The following is a 16138-nucleotide window of genomic DNA, read 5'->3' on the forward strand; positions in this document are numbered from 1 at the left end:
CCGCTTCTGACATCGGTCAAGCCCGAATGAGCCCAATCGACGCCCTTTGGCATCTTGCCAACCTGTTTGCCCCGGCCTGGGGGCTCGCGGCGCTGCTGGCGCTGGCGGTCAAGGGCCTGTGGCGGCGCGAGGCCAGGGCCCTGCGCTGGCTCAAGCTGTGGGGCTGGGGCGGCACGGGAGGCACCGCGGCCATCGTGGCCGCCCTGGTCCTGCTGGGCCACGACGGCAAGATGGCCGGCTACGCCCTGCTCGTGCTCGGCGTGGCCCTGCCGCAGTGGTGGCTGCTCAGCTTCAGGCGCTGAGCACCTCCTCCGTCGTGACGACCTCGCCGCGCAGGGAATGCGCGAAGGCGGTCGTGATGCGCACATCGACGAGCTGGTTCATCAGCCTGGGCGAGCCGGGAAAGTTGACGATGCGGTTGCACTCGGTGCGGCCCATCAGCTCGGAGGCGTCCTTGCGCGCCGTGCCGGTCACAAGCACCTTCTCGATCTTGCCCACCATGCCCTGACTGATCGTCAGTGCATGAGCCTCGATGGCGGCCTGCAGCTCCTGCAGGCGCCTGACCTTGACCTCGTAGGGCGTCGTGTCCTCCAGCGCCGCGGCTGGCGTGCCGGGCCGCGGGCTGAAGATGAAGCTGAAGCTCGCGTCGAAGCCGACGTCGTGCACCAGCTTCATCAGCCTGGCGTGGTCTTCGTCGGTCTCGCCGGGGAAGCCGACGATGAAGTCGCTCGCGAGGCGCAGGTCCGGGCGGATGGCGCGCAGCTTGCGCACGATGCTCTTGAACTCCAGCGCCGTGTAGCCGCGCTTCATCGCCATCAGGATGCGGTCGCTGCCATGCTGCACCGGCAGGTGCAGGTGGTTCACGAGCTGCGGGATCTTGCCGTAGGCCTCGATCAGGCGCGGCGAGAACTCGTTCGGGTGGCTGGTCGTGAAGCGCAGGCGCCGGATGCCGGGGATCTCGGCCGCGTATTCCAGCAGCAGGGCCAGGTCGGCGTGCTCGGCCGTGTCACCCATCTTGCCGCGGTAGGCATTGACGTTCTGGCCCAGCAGGTTGATCTCCATGACGCCCTGGTCGGCGAGGCCGGCGATCTCGGTCAGCACGTCGTCGAAGGGGCGCGAGACCTCCTCGCCGCGGGTGTAGGGCACGACGCAGTAGCTGCAGTACTTGGAGCAGCCTTCCATGATGGACACAAAGGCGCTGGCGCCCTCGACCTTGGCCGGCGGCAGGTGGTCGAACTTCTCGATCTCGGGGAAGGAGATGTCCACCTGCGGGCGGCGCTGCTCGCGACGGGCTTCCAGCATGGCGGGCAGGCGGTGCAGCGTCTGCGGGCCGAAGACCACGTCCACATAGGGCGCGCGCTCGATGATGGCCGCGCCTTCCTGCGAGGCCACGCAGCCGCCCACGCCGATCATCACGCCCTTGGCCTTCAGGTGCTTCACGCGGCCGAGGTCGCTGAACACCTTCTCCTGCGCCTTCTCGCGCACCGAGCAGGTGTTGAACAGGATGAGGTCGGCCTGCTCGGGGTCGTCGGTCGGCGTGTAGCCCTTGGCTGCCTCCAGCACGTCGGCCATCTTGTCCGAGTCGTACTCGTTCATCTGGCAGCCGAAGGTCTTGATGTAGACCTTCTTGCCGGTTGTCTCTGCGCCGCCGCTCATGGCTTGCTCCAGGTCTGGTTGCCGGGATTGAACTGCCAGCTCGCGGCCTCGGCCGGCGTCGTCGGCCAGGGCTTGTTGGCGAGTTCGGCGGCGTTCAGCACCCAGACGTCCTGGATCAGGCCGCTGCTCTCGATCGTGTAGTGCACGACGAGCTTCTGGCCCATCAGGCCGGCGGGCGGTACCCAGAGGTTGTTCTCGTTCTTTACGCGCGCGCCGGGCGCGAGGCGGGCGGCCTGGCCGTTGAGCTGCACGTCGGGGAACTGGGTCACGACCAGTTCGCCGCGCAGAGCGTTGGCAGGGAAGAAGCGGTGCGTCTGCGCCTGCGCGACCAGGCAACTGGCGGCAAGGGCGAGTCCGAGCGAGGACTGGAGGACACAGCGGTACATGGTATTTGTCCAGTGGCTGCGGGAGCGGCCGCCTCGAGAGGACAGCTGCGGGAGCAGCCGCCCCCCGGGAGGATGGCTGCGAGAGGTGACCATCTTCGACGAAGTGGACGCGAAAATGAAAACGGCCCGAGGAGTTCTCGGGCCGTTTCTTCTTCTTTTTGGTGGCGCTTCAGGGATTCGAACCCCGGACCTGCGGATTATGATTCCGTCGCTCTAACCGGCTGAGCTAAAGCGCCTGAGCCCGCCATTCTAGCGGGGTTTCCGGCGAGAATGCAAGCCATGTTCAGTTTCTTCAAAAAAGCCCCGACGCCGGCCGCCGCCGAAGCGCCCGCGCTGCTGCCCGAGGGTTGGGCCACCAAGCCCGTTTCGGCGCCCACGTCTGTGGTTGCCGAGGCCGTTCCCGCCTTGGTGCCTGCCCCCGCCCCCCAGGTCCCGGCCGCAGTGCCAGCCCCCATGCCGGTGCCAGTGGCCGTTGTCGCGCCGCCGCCCCCGGTGCCCGAGGCCGCGCCGCGCCAGGGCTGGCTGAACCGCCTGCGCGCCGGCCTGCGCAAGACCGGCAGCAGCATCGCCGGCGTCTTCACCGGCACGAAGATCGACGACCAGCTCTACGAGGAGCTGGAAGAGGCCCTGCTGATGGCCGATGCCGGCGTGAAGGCGACGGAGTTCCTGCTCGGCGACCTGAAGCGCCGCGTGAAGGAGGCCCGCGCCAGCGACCCGCAAGCCGTGCGCGGCCTGCTCGTCGATGCGCTGGCCGAGCTGCTGGCGCCGCTGGAGAAGGGGCTGGAGGTCGGCCGCTTCACGCCCACCGTCATGATGGTCGTCGGCGTCAATGGCGCCGGCAAGACGACCAGCATCGGCAAGCTGACCCGCCATCTCGCCGAGTCCGACCAGCGCGTGCTGCTGGCTGCGGCCGATACCTTCCGCGCCGCTGCGCGCGAGCAGCTGGGCGTGTGGGCCGACCGCGCCAAGGTCGAGATCATCAGCCAGGAGGGCGGTGACCCGGCCGCCGTGTCCTTCGACGCGGTCAATGCGGGCCGCGCGCGCGGCGCGGATGTCGTCATCGCCGACACCGCCGGCCGTCTGCCGACCCAGCTCCACCTGATGGAGGAGCTGAAGAAGATCAGGCGCGTCATCGCTAAGGCCCAGGAGGGCGCGCCGCACGAGGTGCTGCTGGTGGTGGACGGCAACACCGGCCAGAACGCGCTCAACCAGGTCAAGGCCTTCGACGAGGCCCTGGGCCTGACGGGCCTGGTCGTCACCAAGCTCGACGGCACGGCCAAGGGCGGCGTGCTGGCGGCCATCGCGCGCGAGCGGCCGGTGCCGGTCTATTTCATCGGCGTGGGCGAGAAGCTGGAGGACCTCGAAACCTTCAGCGCGCGCGAGTTCGCGCGGGCATTGCTGGAATAGCCGGCGCTAGACTCGGGCGCGCCTGGAACTTCGACGCCGCGCCATGAAATTCAAGGACTACTACGAGGTCATGGGCCTGGCCCGCGAGGCGACGGCCGACGAGATCAAGCAGGCCTATCGCAAGCTCGCACGCAAATACCACCCGGACGTCAGCAAAGAGGCCGACGCCGAGGCACGCTTCAAGGCGATCGGCGAGGCCTACGAGGTGCTCAGGGATCCCGAGAAACGCGCCGCCTACGACGGCATGGGCCGGCACCGTGGCGGCGAGGACTTCCAGCCGCCGCCGGACTGGGATGCCGGCTACGAGTTCCGCGGGCGTGGCGACCCCGGCGAGGGCATCCACGACTACAGCGACTTCTTCGAGTCGCTGTTCGGCCGCTCTACCCGTGGTCCCCGCACGGGCACAGGCCCATCGCGGCGTGGCGCGCCACGCATGGACCTGCGCGGCGAGGACCATCACGCCAAGGTCGTGATCGAGTTGCAGGACGCCTACACCGGTGCCCAGCGCGGCCTCGATCTGCGCATGCCGGCCTATGACCCGCAGGGCCATGTCGTGATGCAGGAGCGCAGCCTGCAGGTCAACATCCCCAAGGGCATACGCGCCGGGCAGCAGCTGCGCCTGGCCGGCCAGGGCGGCCCCGGCCTGGGCGAGGGGCCTGCTGGCGACCTCTATCTGGAAATCGAGTTCCGGCTCGATCCGCGCTTTCGCGTCGACGGCCGCGACATCTACATGGACATGCCGCTCGCCCCCTGGGAGGCGGCGCTCGGCGCCAGCGTGCGCCTGGCCACGCCGGATGGCAGCGTCGTCGAGCTCGGCGTGCCCGCGGGCAGCGCCGCGGGCCGCAAGCTGAGGCTCAGGGGCCGGGGCATCCCGGGGGATCCGGCCGGTGATCTCTATGCCGTCGCCTCGCTGGTGCTGCCGCCCGCGCGGGACGACGCCAGCCGGCAGGCCTACGAGGCCCTCAGGGCCGCGGCCGGCGCCGGCTTTGACCCCAGGAGGAGTGCATGAAGCCCATTGCAGCCCCCACGGAAGTGCTCGACGACGGTGTCGAGCTGAGCCTGGTCGAGCTCTGCCGCGCCAGCCGTGCCGGCGAGGAGCAGGTGCGCGTCTGGGTGCTCGAAGGCGTGCTGACGCCGCGCGGTGCAGCGCCCGATCAGTGGCGTTTCGCCGGCGCCGCGCTGCGCCGCGCCCGGCTCGCCTGCACGCTGATGAACGAGCTGGAGGTCAACACGCCCGGCATCGCGCTGGCGCTGGACCTGATGGACCAGATCGAAGACCTCAAGGCCAGCCTGCGCCGCGCCGGGCTGGCCTGAGCCGCCCGCCTGGCGTCCGCTGCGTCAGTGCGCGGCGTTCGGCAGGTCGGCGAAATAGCCGGGGCCGCGCCGCATGGGGAAGAGGGTGGCGCGCAGGCGCTCGCCGTCCTCGCCCTGCCAGCCGCGCTCCCAGGGCGTGATGACCAGCTCGGTCGCCGCCAGCACGCGCAGCAGGCGCTCGCGCCGGCGGGCCAGGCGGGGCTGGTCGTCCGGCACGGGCAGGATGACCACCGAGCGCACATAGCCGTGCTCGTCGCACAGCGCGAAGTCGACGGTCAGCAGGCCGGTGCGCGACAGCCACTCGCGATAGGAATGTTGGCGCGGCACGCGCACCAGCTTGTGCAGCGGCAGGTGGGCGAGCAGATAGCCCTTGGGGTGCTCCAGCGCCAGGGCCTGGGCCAGGCATTTGTGGGCTTGGCGCTCCGTGCTGGCCAGCACCCGCACGGGCGTGGGCGGCCAGTGCATCACGGTGTCCGACGGGTCCGGGCGATGGGCAGCCTCGGGTTGGGTCCAGCGGCTCAGCCAGGCGCCGACGGCGCGGGGAAGGTGGAGGTTCAGCATGCGCGACACGCTAGCGGCCGCGCGGGCGACTGGCCATGGCCGCCCGTCCCCGGAGCTGGGGACCGCAGGGGATCCAAGTGTGAGCACTTGTGTCCCCGCGGCGGTGGGGCTCAGGCCGCAGTGGCCCGTGCCCGGCGCGGACTCAGCCCATGCCGGGCAGCCCTTTCATGCCGCCCATGCGCTTCATCATCTTCATCAGGCCGCCGCCCTTCATCTTCTTCATCATCTGCTGCATCTGGTCGAACTGGTTCAGCAGGCGGTTGACGTCCTGGATCTGCACGCCGGCGCCGCTGGCGATGCGGCGCTTGCGGCTGGCCTTGCTCTTGCCGTCCATCAGCAGCGCGGGCTGGGCACGCTCCTTGGCGGTCATCGCGCGCAGGATGCCTTCCATGCGCTTCATGTCGCGCTCGGCGCGGTCCATGTCGGCTTGGCCCGGCTGCTTGTTGCCCATCATGTTCTGAGGCAGCTTGTCCATCAGGCCGCCGAGGCCGCCCATCTTCTTCATCTGCGCGATCTGCTGCAGGAAGTCGTTCAGGTCGAAGCCGCTCCCGCTCTTGAGCTTTTCGGCCATGGCCTGGGCCGAGGCCAGGTCCACGCTCTGCGTGACCTGCTCCACCAGCGCGACGATGTCGCCCATGCCGAGCACGCGGCCGGCGTGGCGCTCGGCGTCGAAGACCTCCAGGCCGTCGATCTTCTCGGAGACGCCGGCGAATTTGATCGGCGCACCGGTGATCTGGCGCACCGACAGCGCCGCACCGCCGCGCGAGTCGCCGTCCAGCTTGGTCAGGATGACGCCGGTCAGCGGCAGCGCCTCCTTGAAGGCCTTGGCCGTGTTGACCGCGTCCTGGCCCTGCATCGCGTCGACGACGAACAGGGTCTCGACCGGGCTCAGCACGCCGTGCAGGTCCTTGATCTCGGCCATCAGCGCTTCGTCGATGGCCAGGCGGCCGGCCGTGTCGACCAGCAGCACGTCGATGTAGTGGCGGCGCGCGTAGTCCAGCGCGGCCAGCGCGATGTCGTGGGGCTTCTGGTCGGGCGTGGACTCGAACCATTCGGCGCCGGCCTGGCGGGTGACCGTCTTCAGTTGCTCGATGGCGGCGGGGCGGTAGACGTCGGCCGAAACGGTCAACACCTTCTTCTTGCGCTTCTCGATCAGGTGCTTGGCGAGCTTGGCCGTCGTCGTCGTCTTGCCGGCACCCTGCAGGCCGGCCATCAGGATGACGGCGGGCGGCTGGGCGGCGAGATTGATGTCGGCCACGCCCTCGCCCATGGTCGCGGCGAGCTCCTTGTGCACGACCGAGACCAGCACCTGTCCCGGGTTCAGCGAGCCGACGACCTCCTGGCCGAGGGCCTTCTCCTTGACCCGCGCGATGAAGTCGCGCACCACCGGCAGGGCCACGTCGGCCTCCAGCAGGGCCATGCGCACCTCGCGCAGCATGTCCTGCACATTGCTTTCGGTGATGCGGGCCTGGCCGCGCATCGTCTTGACGAGGCGACTCAGGCGGTCGGTGAGGTTGGATGCCATCGGATAGGGGCGGCCCGGCAGAACGCGCGGAGCCCAAAAGTACACTGCAGCCATGAGTTTATCGCCCGCCCCCCTCGGAGACGCCGCTGCCGGCGCCCACGCCGTCGGACCGGGCCTCGCGCTCGCCATCGCGAGCGCCCTGGCCCTGCTGGGCTATGTCTGGGTCGGGTTGCTGCGCGCCCGTGCCGTCGGTGGTGACCCCGCCGCGCGGCGGCCCATGCACGCCGTGCCGCCGATGGCCCTGGCGTGGACGGCCCAGTTCATCGCCCTCTACATCGACATCAGCGGCTACGGCCTGGCGACGCCCGGCGCCCGCTTCGGTTTCGCGCCGGCGCTGTCGATGACGATCTGGCTGGTGTTGACGGTCTATCTGGTCGAAAGCCGCTTCCTGCCGCTGGACAGCGTGCGCCGCGTGCTGGCCTGGCTGGCAGCGGCAGCCGTGCTGCTGGCCTGGAGCTTTCCTGGCGAAAGCCGGCCGCTGGCGGCCTCGCCCTGGGCGCCGCTGCACTGGGTGCTGGGCCTGGCCTCTTATGGCCTGTTCGGCGTGGCCGTGCTGCATGCGGCGCTGCTGAACCGTGCCGAGCAGCAACTGCGCCGCAAGCAGCCGACGCCCGGCGGCCTGCCGCTGCTGCAGCTGGAGCGGCTGACCTTCCAGTTCGTCGCCGCCGGCGTGGGCGTGCTGTCGCTGGCCATCATGCTCGGCTGGTGGTTCACGCCGACCTGGCATTGGGACCACAAGAACCTGCTCGCCGTGCTGGGCTGGCTGGTGCTGACCGGCCTGCTTGCGGGCCGGCGCATCTACGGCTGGCGCGGCCGGCGCGCGACGCGCTGGCTCTATGCCGGCGCGGGCCTGCTGCTGCTGTCCTATGCCGGCTCGCGCTTCGTGCTCGAAGTCATCCTGCAGCGCGCGGCCGGTGGAGGTGGGGCATGAAATACCTGTTGCTGCTGGCCCTGCTGGCCGGCGTCTTCTTCATCGCCAGGCGCGGCCGGCCGAACGAGCCCGAGGCGCCCAAGCCCCAGCCGCCCGCGCCGCCCCAGACCATGCTGCGCTGTGCCGAATGCGGCATGCATCTGCCGGCCGACGAGGCACTGCCGGGCAGGGGCGGCGTGTTCTGCAGCGCCGCGCATCGGGCCAGCTTCGAAGCCCGCCAGGGCCAAGCTTGAGCGTGACCGGCGCGGGCAGCTGGTTCGTCGAGTCGCCGCCGCCCGAGCCGGCCGAGTCGAGCGCGTCCTTCGACCGCCTCTACCGCGCCTTCCTGACGGCGCGGGCGGCCCTGGGCCTGGCGCTGGTCGTGGCCCAGATGGTCGCCGCTTCGCTGAAGACGCTGACGCATTCGACGCTGGTGCTGAGCGCCTTCTACGCCGCGGCCGCGTTGGCCCTGTGGCTGCTGCCGCAGCTGCGCCGCGGCGCCTCGGCGCGCAGCCTGGCGCGCATCAGCAGCCTGCACTGGTGGAGCGCCATCGGCGTGGATCTGCTGCTGTTCGGTGTTGCGCAGGCGCTGGACACCAGCGGCGTGAACTACGGCGCGCTGTTCGTGATGCCGGTGCTGATGTCGGCCGTGCTGTGCCCGCGCCGGCTGGCGCTGGCCACGGCGGCCATCGCGTCGCTGGGCCTGCTGCTGGCGGCGGGCTGGTCGCAGCTGCTGGGCGAGGTCTCGAGCGTGAAGCTGACGCAGGCCGGCCTGGTCGGCGGCGGCCTGTTCGCGGTCAGCCTGCTCGCCGGTGAACTCAGCGCCCGCCTGGCCCGCGAGGAGAGGGCGGCGCGCGGCAGCCTCGCACTGGCGCGCCAGCAGGAGCAGCTGAACCGCCTGGTCATCGACGAGATGCAGGGCGGCGTGCTGGTCGTCGACCGGCGCGGCCGCGTGCGTGCGATGAACCCGGCCGCGCAGGCCCTGCTGGGCGTGGCCAGCGGCGAGCTGAGCTGGCAGCTGCGCGGCCGGCCGGACTGGCAGCCGCTGGTTGCCGCGCTGGAGCGCGCCCATGCCGACGGCGTCGGCGTCGAGCTGGATGTGACGCTGCCACTGGCCGGTGGCATCAGCCGCAGCCTGCGCCTGCGCCTGCGGTTCACGCGCCAGCGCGAGGGCAGCGAGGAGCTCTGTGTGCTCTTCGTCGAGGACAACCGCGAGCTGCTGGCCCGCACCCGCCAGGAAAAGCTGGCGGCGATGGGGCGTGTGTCGGCCGGCATCGCGCACGAGATTCGCAACCCGCTCGCCGCCATCGCGCAGGCCAATGCGCTGCTGGCCGAGGACGTCGGCGGTTCGCGTGCCGAGCAACTGACCCGGATGATTGCGTCCAATGTGCAGCGCCTCAAGCGCCTCGTCGACGACGTGACCGAGGTGGCGCCGGGCATGCAGCCGGAGAGCCTCGCGCTGGACGCGAGCCAACTGGTGCACGAGACAATTGCCGACTGGAGCCAGGTCAACGGCGTCGAGGCGGGCCCGCTCAGCCGCTTCAGCCTGCAGATCGCGGCGCCCGGCCTGAAGGTGATGTTCGATGCCGAGCATCTGCGTCGCGTCCTCGTCAACCTGCTGGACAACGCCTGGCGCCATGCCGACAACGCGGCCGGCGCCATCCGCCTGACGCTGGCCGCGGATGGTGACGCGGTCGAACTCGTCGTGCGCAGCGCCGGGCCGCCGGTGCCGCTGGAGATCGAACGCCACCTGTTCGAGCCCTTCTTCTCGACGCGCAGCCGTGGCTCCGGCCTGGGCCTCTATATTTGCCGTGAACTGTGCGAGCGCCATGGCGCCCGCATCGACTACCGCCGCGCCACCGACGCGGCCGCCAACGAGTTCTGCGTGCGCCTGCGCACGACGCCCGCCACGCCATGACCGCTCCCCGCCTGCTTGTCGTCGACGACGAACCCGACCTGCGTACGCTCTATGAGCTGACGTTGCTGCGCGAGGGCTACGAGATCGACAGTGCCGGTTCGGTCGCCGAGGCGCTGGAGCATCTGAAGGCCGGCAGCTACAGCGCCGTCATCACCGACATGAAGCTGCCCGACGGCTCGGGCCTGTCCGTGCTGCGCTGGCTGGAGCAGGCGGGGCGGCCGGAGAAGGCCCTCGTCATCACGGCCTTCGGTTCGGCAGAGAACGCGGTCGAGGCGCTGAAGGCGGGTGCCTACGACTACCTGACAAAGCCGGTGGACCTGCGCCAGTTCCGCCTTGTCGTCGGTTCGGCCCTGGGCCGCGTGGTTCCCGAGCCCGCGCCGGCGGTTGAGGACGGCGCGACGGCTCCGGCGACCGCGCTGCGCCTCGTCGGCGAATCGCCCGCCATCCGCGCGGTGCGCTCGCTGATCGACAAGGTCGCGCGCAGCATGGCGCCGGTGCTGGTGCAGGGCGAGTCGGGCACCGGCAAGGAGCTGGTCGCGCGCGCCATCCACGACCATGGCGCGCGGGCCAGCCAGCGCTTCGTCGCGGTGAACTGCGGCGCCATTCCCGAGAACCTGTTGGAGGCCGAGTTCTTCGGCTATCGCAAGGGCGCCTTCACCGGCGCCAACGAGGATCGCCAGGGCTTCTTCCAGGCGGCCGACGGCGGCACGCTGTTTCTCGACGAGATCGGTGACCTGCCGCTGGCGATGCAGAGCAAGCTGCTGCGCGTCATCCAGGAGCGCTCGGTGCGCCCGGTCGGCGCGACGGCAGAGACGCCGATCAACGTGCGCATCCTCAGCGCGACGCACAAGGATCTGTCGGCCGAGGTCGCGGCGGGCCGCTTCCGGCAGGACCTGTTCTACCGCCTCAACGTCATCCAGATCCGCGTGCCGCCGCTGCGCGAGCGCCTGGAGGACCTGGGCCTGATCAGCGCGCGCGTGCTGGCCCGCATCGCGCAGGATGCCGGCGTGTCGCCGACGCCGCGGCTCACGGCGGGTGCGCTGCAGACACTGTCCCGCTATGGCTTCCCCGGCAATGTGCGCGAGCTGGAGAACCTGCTGCACCGCGCCCTCGCGCTGGCGGGCGGCGAGTGGATCGCCGCGGAGGACCTCGGCCTGCCGGACGCGCTGCTGGACGAGGGCCGCAGCGAATCGCAGTTCGCGGCCATCGATACGCCTTTGCCCGTCGAGCCGGTGGCCGAGGGGCTGACCCTGCCCGAGCAACTGCCGGGCGACCTGGCGCGCTATCTCGACGAGGTCGAACGCGCCATCCTGCTGCGTGCCCTGGAGCAGCATCGCTTCAACCGCACGGCGGCGGCGGCCAGTCTTGGCCTGTCGCTGCGCCAGATCCGCTACCGCATGGCGCGGCTGGCGATCTCGGCTGGGGACAGCTGAACGCCGGGGCCGGAGCCGGGGCCGGGCAAATCCTTCCTCGGGATTTGCCCTGCTTGAATCCTGGACGACAGGCATCGCGTGACCCTGATGCGCGCCGCCGAGCGAGCAATGGCGCGGTCTGGCGCGCGGTTTCGGCCCGCTTGCCCAATGCCCATGCGGGTTGTGTCGCGCGAGGCCCGTCCTGATCGGGGTAATGCGCTCGAATGGCGGTTTTCAGGGTTTCGGCGAGCCCTGGGTTTCACACTATCCGTAGTGCTTGAGGGGGTGGGGTGCCACATATATAGTGTCCCCTCGTGTTATTCTTCTGACCCAGTCGATCCCCCATGACCATCTTCCCGGATGCGCTGTTTGACGTGGCTTGCTGCCAGATGCGTCATCTCAGGCGACACCCGCGGGAAGCGCGCCGCGAAGCCGGCCGAGTCATGGCCCGGTTGGGACGAAACACCCAGTCTGAAGCCCCCCACGATGCGATGGCCCACTGCCCCCGGGTCGGTGCCGCGCATCGCTTTGCAGTTTTTCGATAAAGGATTCCCCATGCAACAAGCCGTCTCCGGTCAGGCATCCGCCTCCACCGCACCGGTCGCGTTTGAATCCGACGCGACCGCCGCCGCCCAAGCGTCCACGCCTTCGAGCTACCAGGCCTACCAGATCATTCGCCGCAACGGCGCCGTGGTCTCGTTCGAGCCGAGCAAGATCGCCGTCGCGCTGATGAAGGCCTTCCTGGCCGTGCATGGCACTAGCGGCGCGGCCTCGGCCAGCGTGCGCGAGACGGTGGAACAGCTGACCCAGAACGTCGTGCGCGCGCTGCTGCGCTCGCGCCCGAGCGGCGGCACCTTCCACATCGAGGACGTGCAAGACCAGGTCGAGCTGGGCCTGATGCGCAGCAGCAACCACGAGGTCGCCCGCGCCTATGTGCTTTACCGGGAGCGTCGCGCGCAGGAACGTGCTGCCCACGGCGAGGCCGCGCGCGCCGCCGAGCCCAAGCTGATGGTCATCGACGGCGGCGAGCGCCGCCCGCTGGACCTGGCTGCGCTGAAGGCGCTGATCGCGTCCGCTTGCGAAAACCTCGGCGCCGACGTCCGCCCCGAGCCGGTGCTGGCCGAGACGCAGCGCAACCTCTACGACGGCGTCGCCATCGACGAGGTCTACAAGGCCGCCATCCTGGCCGCGCGCACGCTGATCGAGAAGGACCCCGGCTACAGCCGCGCCACCGCCCGCCTGCTGCTGCATACGATCCGCCGCGAAATCATCGGTGGCGAGGTGACGCAGGCCGAGATGACCCAGTGCTACGCCGACTACTTCCCCGGCTACATCAAGCGCGGCATCGGTGCCGAACTGCTGGACGAGAAGCTGGGCCAGTACGACCTGGCCCGCCTCGGCGCCGCGCTGAAGGCCGAACGCGACCTGCAGTTCGACTACCTCGGCCTGCAGACGCTGTACGACCGCTATTTCCTGCACATCGCCGACGAGCGCATCGAGATGCCGCAGGCCTTCTTCATGCGCGTGGCCATGGGCCTGGCGCTGAACGAGATCGACCGCGAAGCCCGCGCCATCGAGTTCTACGAAGTGCTGTCGAGCTTCGACTTCATGTCCAGCACGCCGACGCTGTTCAACGCCGGTACGCGCCGCTCGCAGCTGTCGTCCTGCTACCTGACGACGGTGGCCGACGACCTCGACGGCATCTACGAGGCGCTGAAGGAAAACGCGCTGCTGTCCAAGTTCGCCGGCGGCCTGGGCAATGACTGGACGCCCGTGCGTGCGCTGGGCTCGCACATCAAGGGCACCAACGGCAAGAGCCAGGGCGTCGTGCCCTTCCTGAAGGTCGTCAACGACACGGCCGTGGCCGTGAACCAGGGCGGCAAGCGCAAGGGCGCCGTCTGCGCCTATCTGGAGAGCTGGCACCTGGACATCGAAGAGTTTCTGGACCTGCGCAAGAACACCGGCGACGACCGCCGCCGTACCCACGACATGAACACGGCGAACTGGATTCCCGACCTGTTCATGAAGCGCGTCATCGAGGGCGGCGACTGGACGCTGTTCAGCCCCTCCACCTGCCCGGACCTGCACGACAAGTTCGGCAAGGCCTTCGAGGAGGCCTATGTGGGCTACGAGAACAAGGTCGACCGCGGCGAACTCAAGCTCTTCAAGCGCATGCCGGCCAAGGACCTGTGGCGCAAGATGCTGTCGATGCTGTTCGAGACGGGCCACCCCTGGATCACGTTCAAGGACGCCTGCAATGTGCGCAGCCCGCAGCAGCATGTCGGCGTCGTGCACTCGTCCAACCTGTGCACCGAGATCACGCTGAACACCAACGACAGCGAGATTGCCGTCTGCAACCTCGGCTCCGTCAACCTGGCCCAGCACCTGAAGGACGGCGCCATCGACCAGGCCAAGCTGAAGAAGACCGTGCGCACGGCCATGCGCATGCTCGACAACGTCATCGACATCAACTACTACGCGGTCAAGAAGGCGCGCGACTCCAACCTGCGCCACCGTCCGGTCGGCCTCGGGATCATGGGCTTCCAGGACGCGCTCTACCAACTGCGCACGCCCTACGCTTCGCAAGCCGCCGTCGAGTTCGCCGACCGTTCGATGGAAGCCGTCTGCTACCACGCCTACTGGGCCTCGACCGAGCTGGCCGAGGAGCGCGGCCGCTATTCCTCGTACAAGGGCTCGCTGTGGGACCGCGGCATCCTGCCGATCGACTCGCTGGATCTGCTGGCCGACGCTCGTGGCGGCTATGTCGACGTCGACCGCTCGACCGCTATGGACTGGGACGCGCTGCGCGGCCGCATCGCCGCCCACGGCATGCGCAACAGCAACTGCGTCGCCATCGCGCCGACCGCGACGATCTCCAACATCATCGGCGTGGACGCGTCCATCGAGCCCTGCTTCGGCAACCTGTCGGTCAAGTCCAATCTGTCGGGCGAGTTCACCGTCATCAACGAGTCCCTCGTGCGTGACCTGAAGTCGCTGGGCCTGTGGGACGACGTGATGGTCATGGACCTCAAGCACTTCGATGGCTCGCTGCGCCGCATCGACCGCGTGCCCGACGACATCAAGGCCCTGTACGCGACGGCCTTCGAGGTCGACACCGTGTGGCTGATCGAGGCCGGTGCGCGCCGCCAGAAATGGATCGACCAGGCGCAGAGCCTGAACATCTATATGGCCGGCGCCTCGGGCAAGAAGCTGGACGAGACCTACAAGCTCGCCTGGCAGCGCGGCCTGAAGACGACCTACTACCTGCGCACCATCAGCGCCACGCAGGCGGAGAAGAGCACGGTCACGCGTTCGGGCCAGCTCAACGCGGTGTCGTCGAGCGCCGCACCGGTGATGGCCGCGCCCGTCGCGCCGGTCGCCGTCGTCGAGCCCGAACTGCCGGCCACCGACATGAAGTTCTGCGCGATCGACGACCCCGGTTGCGAGGCCTGCCAGTAATCGAAGCGGCACCTCGAACTTGTATAGACAAGTTCGAGGTGCATGTTTTCGATGTCCTCGCGCAACAAAGATTGCGCGATTGATGCAAATAGCAGTTGCTGGTTCTTGTTGATTTGCACAAGCACTGCCGATAATTCGAAGCGATAGGAAGCACACCATGCTGGATTGGGACGAAGACCTGAAGTCCACTGATACCCACACCGCGAAGCCCCTCGCGGCCACGCCTTCGGCGACAGCGTCGCGCGAAGCCGCCAGCGCCTCCATCCCCGCTCCCCAACTGTCCGGCGAACCGACGACCGCGCGTCGCGTGAAGGCCGCCGACAAGCGCATCATCAACGGTCAGACCGACGTCAACCAGCTGGTGCCGTTCAAGTACAAGTGGGCCTGGGAGAAGTACCTCGCCACCTGCGCCAACCACTGGATGCCGCAGGAAGTGAACATGAGCCGCGACATCGCGCTCTGGAAGGATCCCAACGGCCTGACGGAAGACGAGCGCCGCATCATCAAGCGCAACCTCGGCTTCTTCGTCACCGCCGACTCGCTGGCCGCCAACAACATCGTGCTGGGCACCTATCGCCACATCACGGCGCCGGAGTGCCGCCAGTTCCTGCTGCGCCAGGCCTTCGAGGAGGCCATCCACACGCACGCCTACCAGTACATCGTGGAGTCGCTGGGTCTGGACGAGAGCGAGATCTTCAACGCCTACAACGAAGTCCAGTCCATCCGCGACAAGGACGAGTTCCTGATCCCGTTCATCGACGCGATCATGAAGCCCGAGTTCAAGACCGGTACGTTGCAGGCCGACCAGACGCTGCTGAAGTCGCTGATCGTCTTCGCCTGCCTGATGGAAGGCCTGTTCTTCTACGTCGGCTTCACGCAGATCCTCGCGATGGGCCGCCAGAACAAGATGACGGGTGCTGCCGAGCAGTACCAGTACATCCTGCGCGACGAGTCCATGCACTGCAACTTCGGCATCGATCTGATCAACCAGATCAAGCTCGAGAACCCGCAGCTGTGGACAGCCGAGTTCAAGGCCGAGATCAAGGCCCTGTTCCTGAAGGCCGTCGAGTTGGAGTACCGCTACGCCGAGGACACCATGCCGCGTGGCGTGCTGGGCCTCAACGCCTCGATGTTCAAGGGCTATCTGCGCTTCATCGCCAACCGCCGTGCGGTGCAGATCGGCCTCGAGGCCCTGTTCCCGAACGAAGAAAACCCCTTCCCGTGGATGAGCGAGATGATCGACTTGAAGAAGGAACGCAACTTCTTCGAGACCCGCGTCATCGAGTACCAATCGGGCGGGGCCCTGAGCTGGGACTGAACCCCAGCCACAACAAGATCAAGACCTGGCCAATGCAGTCACCGAGCGAAACCCGCATCAACACCCTCGAGGTGGCGGGGCTGCATGGCGATCCCATTCACCGTACCGAGGCGTTCCTCCTGAGCGACTCTCGGACGGTGAATAGCCGTATCCGCACGGACCGGTCCGTGCGGGACGGTGTCTTTTCCACTTGATCAAGGAGAAAACCATGGCAACTGCGAAGAAAGCTCCGGCCAAGAAGGCCGCCGCGACCCCGGTGAAGAAGGCCGCCG

At 68.6% G+C, this 16138-nt stretch carries 14 protein-coding genes and 1 tRNA gene; 10 read left to right on the plus strand and 5 right to left on the minus strand.

What is annotated here, in order from left to right:
• The first annotated feature begins 26 nt into the window (after window positions 1-26).
• Window positions 27-302, plus strand: a complete 276-nt coding sequence (locus EV671_RS09615; protein ID WP_132571096.1) for a hypothetical protein — start codon at window positions 27-29, stop codon at window positions 300-302.
• Here EV671_RS09615 and miaB read toward each other — a convergent pair.
• The 3 genes from miaB to EV671_RS09630 form a co-directional block, all read right to left on the minus strand.
• Window positions 292-1656: a tRNA (N6-isopentenyl adenosine(37)-C2)-methylthiotransferase MiaB gene (gene miaB, locus EV671_RS09620; protein ID WP_132571097.1), complete on the minus strand. Its 1365-nt coding sequence runs from the start codon at window positions 1654-1656 to the stop codon at window positions 292-294. The two genes, EV671_RS09615 and miaB, sit on opposite strands and share 11 nt — an antisense overlap.
• A complete protein-coding gene (locus EV671_RS09625) occupies window positions 1653-2042 on the minus strand; it encodes a hypothetical protein (RefSeq protein WP_132571098.1) in 390 nt (129 codons plus the stop codon). Before EV671_RS09625 ends, miaB begins: the two co-directional genes overlap by 4 nt.
• 159 nt (window positions 2043-2201) lie before the next feature.
• Window positions 2202-2278: transfer RNA gene (locus tag EV671_RS09630), tRNA-Met, on the minus strand.
• Between the two features lie 43 nt (window positions 2279-2321).
• Here EV671_RS09630 and ftsY point away from each other — a divergent pair.
• From ftsY to EV671_RS09645, 3 genes are read left to right on the plus strand one after another with little or no spacing between them, the layout of a single operon-like run.
• Window positions 2322-3449, plus strand: a complete 1128-nt coding sequence (gene ftsY, locus EV671_RS09635) for a signal recognition particle-docking protein FtsY (protein WP_132571099.1) — start codon at window positions 2322-2324, stop codon at window positions 3447-3449.
• A 43-nt stretch (window positions 3450-3492) separates the two neighbouring features.
• Window positions 3493-4458: a DnaJ C-terminal domain-containing protein gene (locus EV671_RS09640; protein ID WP_132571100.1), complete on the plus strand. Its 966-nt coding sequence runs from the start codon at window positions 3493-3495 to the stop codon at window positions 4456-4458.
• On the plus strand, window positions 4455-4763 hold the full coding sequence (locus EV671_RS09645) for a chaperone modulator CbpM (protein ID WP_132571101.1): 309 nt from the start codon (window positions 4455-4457) through the stop codon (window positions 4761-4763). The genes EV671_RS09640 and EV671_RS09645 overlap by 4 nt, the downstream gene beginning before the upstream one ends.
• Before the next feature lie 24 nt (window positions 4764-4787).
• On the opposite strand, the gene EV671_RS09650 is transcribed toward EV671_RS09645, so the two are convergent.
• Both EV671_RS09650 and ffh read right to left on the minus strand, forming a co-directional pair.
• Window positions 4788-5324 (minus strand): hypothetical protein, encoded by a 537-nt coding sequence (locus tag EV671_RS09650; protein ID WP_132571102.1) that lies wholly within the window; start codon window positions 5322-5324, stop codon window positions 4788-4790.
• A 142-nt stretch (window positions 5325-5466) separates the two neighbouring features.
• Entirely contained in the window at window positions 5467-6849 is a 1383-nt protein-coding gene (gene ffh, locus EV671_RS09655; protein ID WP_132571103.1) for a signal recognition particle protein, read from the minus strand.
• Between the two features lie 52 nt (window positions 6850-6901).
• Here ffh and EV671_RS09660 point away from each other — a divergent pair, with 52 nt between their 5' ends.
• From EV671_RS09660 to EV671_RS09685, 6 genes are all read left to right on the plus strand, one after another.
• Window positions 6902-7780: a cytochrome C assembly family protein gene (locus EV671_RS09660; protein ID WP_132571104.1), complete on the plus strand. Its 879-nt coding sequence runs from the start codon at window positions 6902-6904 to the stop codon at window positions 7778-7780.
• The gene (locus EV671_RS09665) at window positions 7777-8013 is read left to right on the plus strand and encodes a PP0621 family protein (protein WP_132571105.1); all 237 of its coding nucleotides are present in this window, start codon (window positions 7777-7779) and stop codon (window positions 8011-8013) included. The genes EV671_RS09660 and EV671_RS09665 overlap by 4 nt, the downstream gene beginning before the upstream one ends.
• Window positions 8014-8015: 2 nt before the next feature.
• Window positions 8016-9677: a sensor histidine kinase gene (locus tag EV671_RS09670; RefSeq protein ID WP_243655674.1), complete on the plus strand. Its 1662-nt coding sequence runs from the start codon at window positions 8016-8018 to the stop codon at window positions 9675-9677.
• The gene (locus tag EV671_RS09675) at window positions 9674-11110 is read left to right on the plus strand and encodes a sigma-54-dependent transcriptional regulator (protein WP_132571107.1); all 1437 of its coding nucleotides are present in this window, start codon (window positions 9674-9676) and stop codon (window positions 11108-11110) included. Before EV671_RS09670 ends, EV671_RS09675 begins: the two co-directional genes overlap by 4 nt.
• 534 nt (window positions 11111-11644) lie before the next feature.
• Window positions 11645-14548 (plus strand): ribonucleoside-diphosphate reductase subunit alpha, encoded by a 2904-nt coding sequence (locus EV671_RS09680; RefSeq protein WP_132571108.1) that lies wholly within the window; start codon window positions 11645-11647, stop codon window positions 14546-14548.
• 157 nt (window positions 14549-14705) lie between these two features.
• On the plus strand, window positions 14706-15866 hold the full coding sequence (locus EV671_RS09685) for a ribonucleotide-diphosphate reductase subunit beta (RefSeq protein WP_132571109.1): 1161 nt from the start codon (window positions 14706-14708) through the stop codon (window positions 15864-15866).
• The last annotated feature ends 272 nt before the right edge of the window (window positions 15867-16138 follow it).

Origin of the sequence: Roseateles saccharophilus, from assembly GCF_004342485.1 — a bacterium.
Lineage (GTDB): Bacteria > Pseudomonadota > Gammaproteobacteria > Burkholderiales > Burkholderiaceae_C > Pelomonas > Pelomonas saccharophila.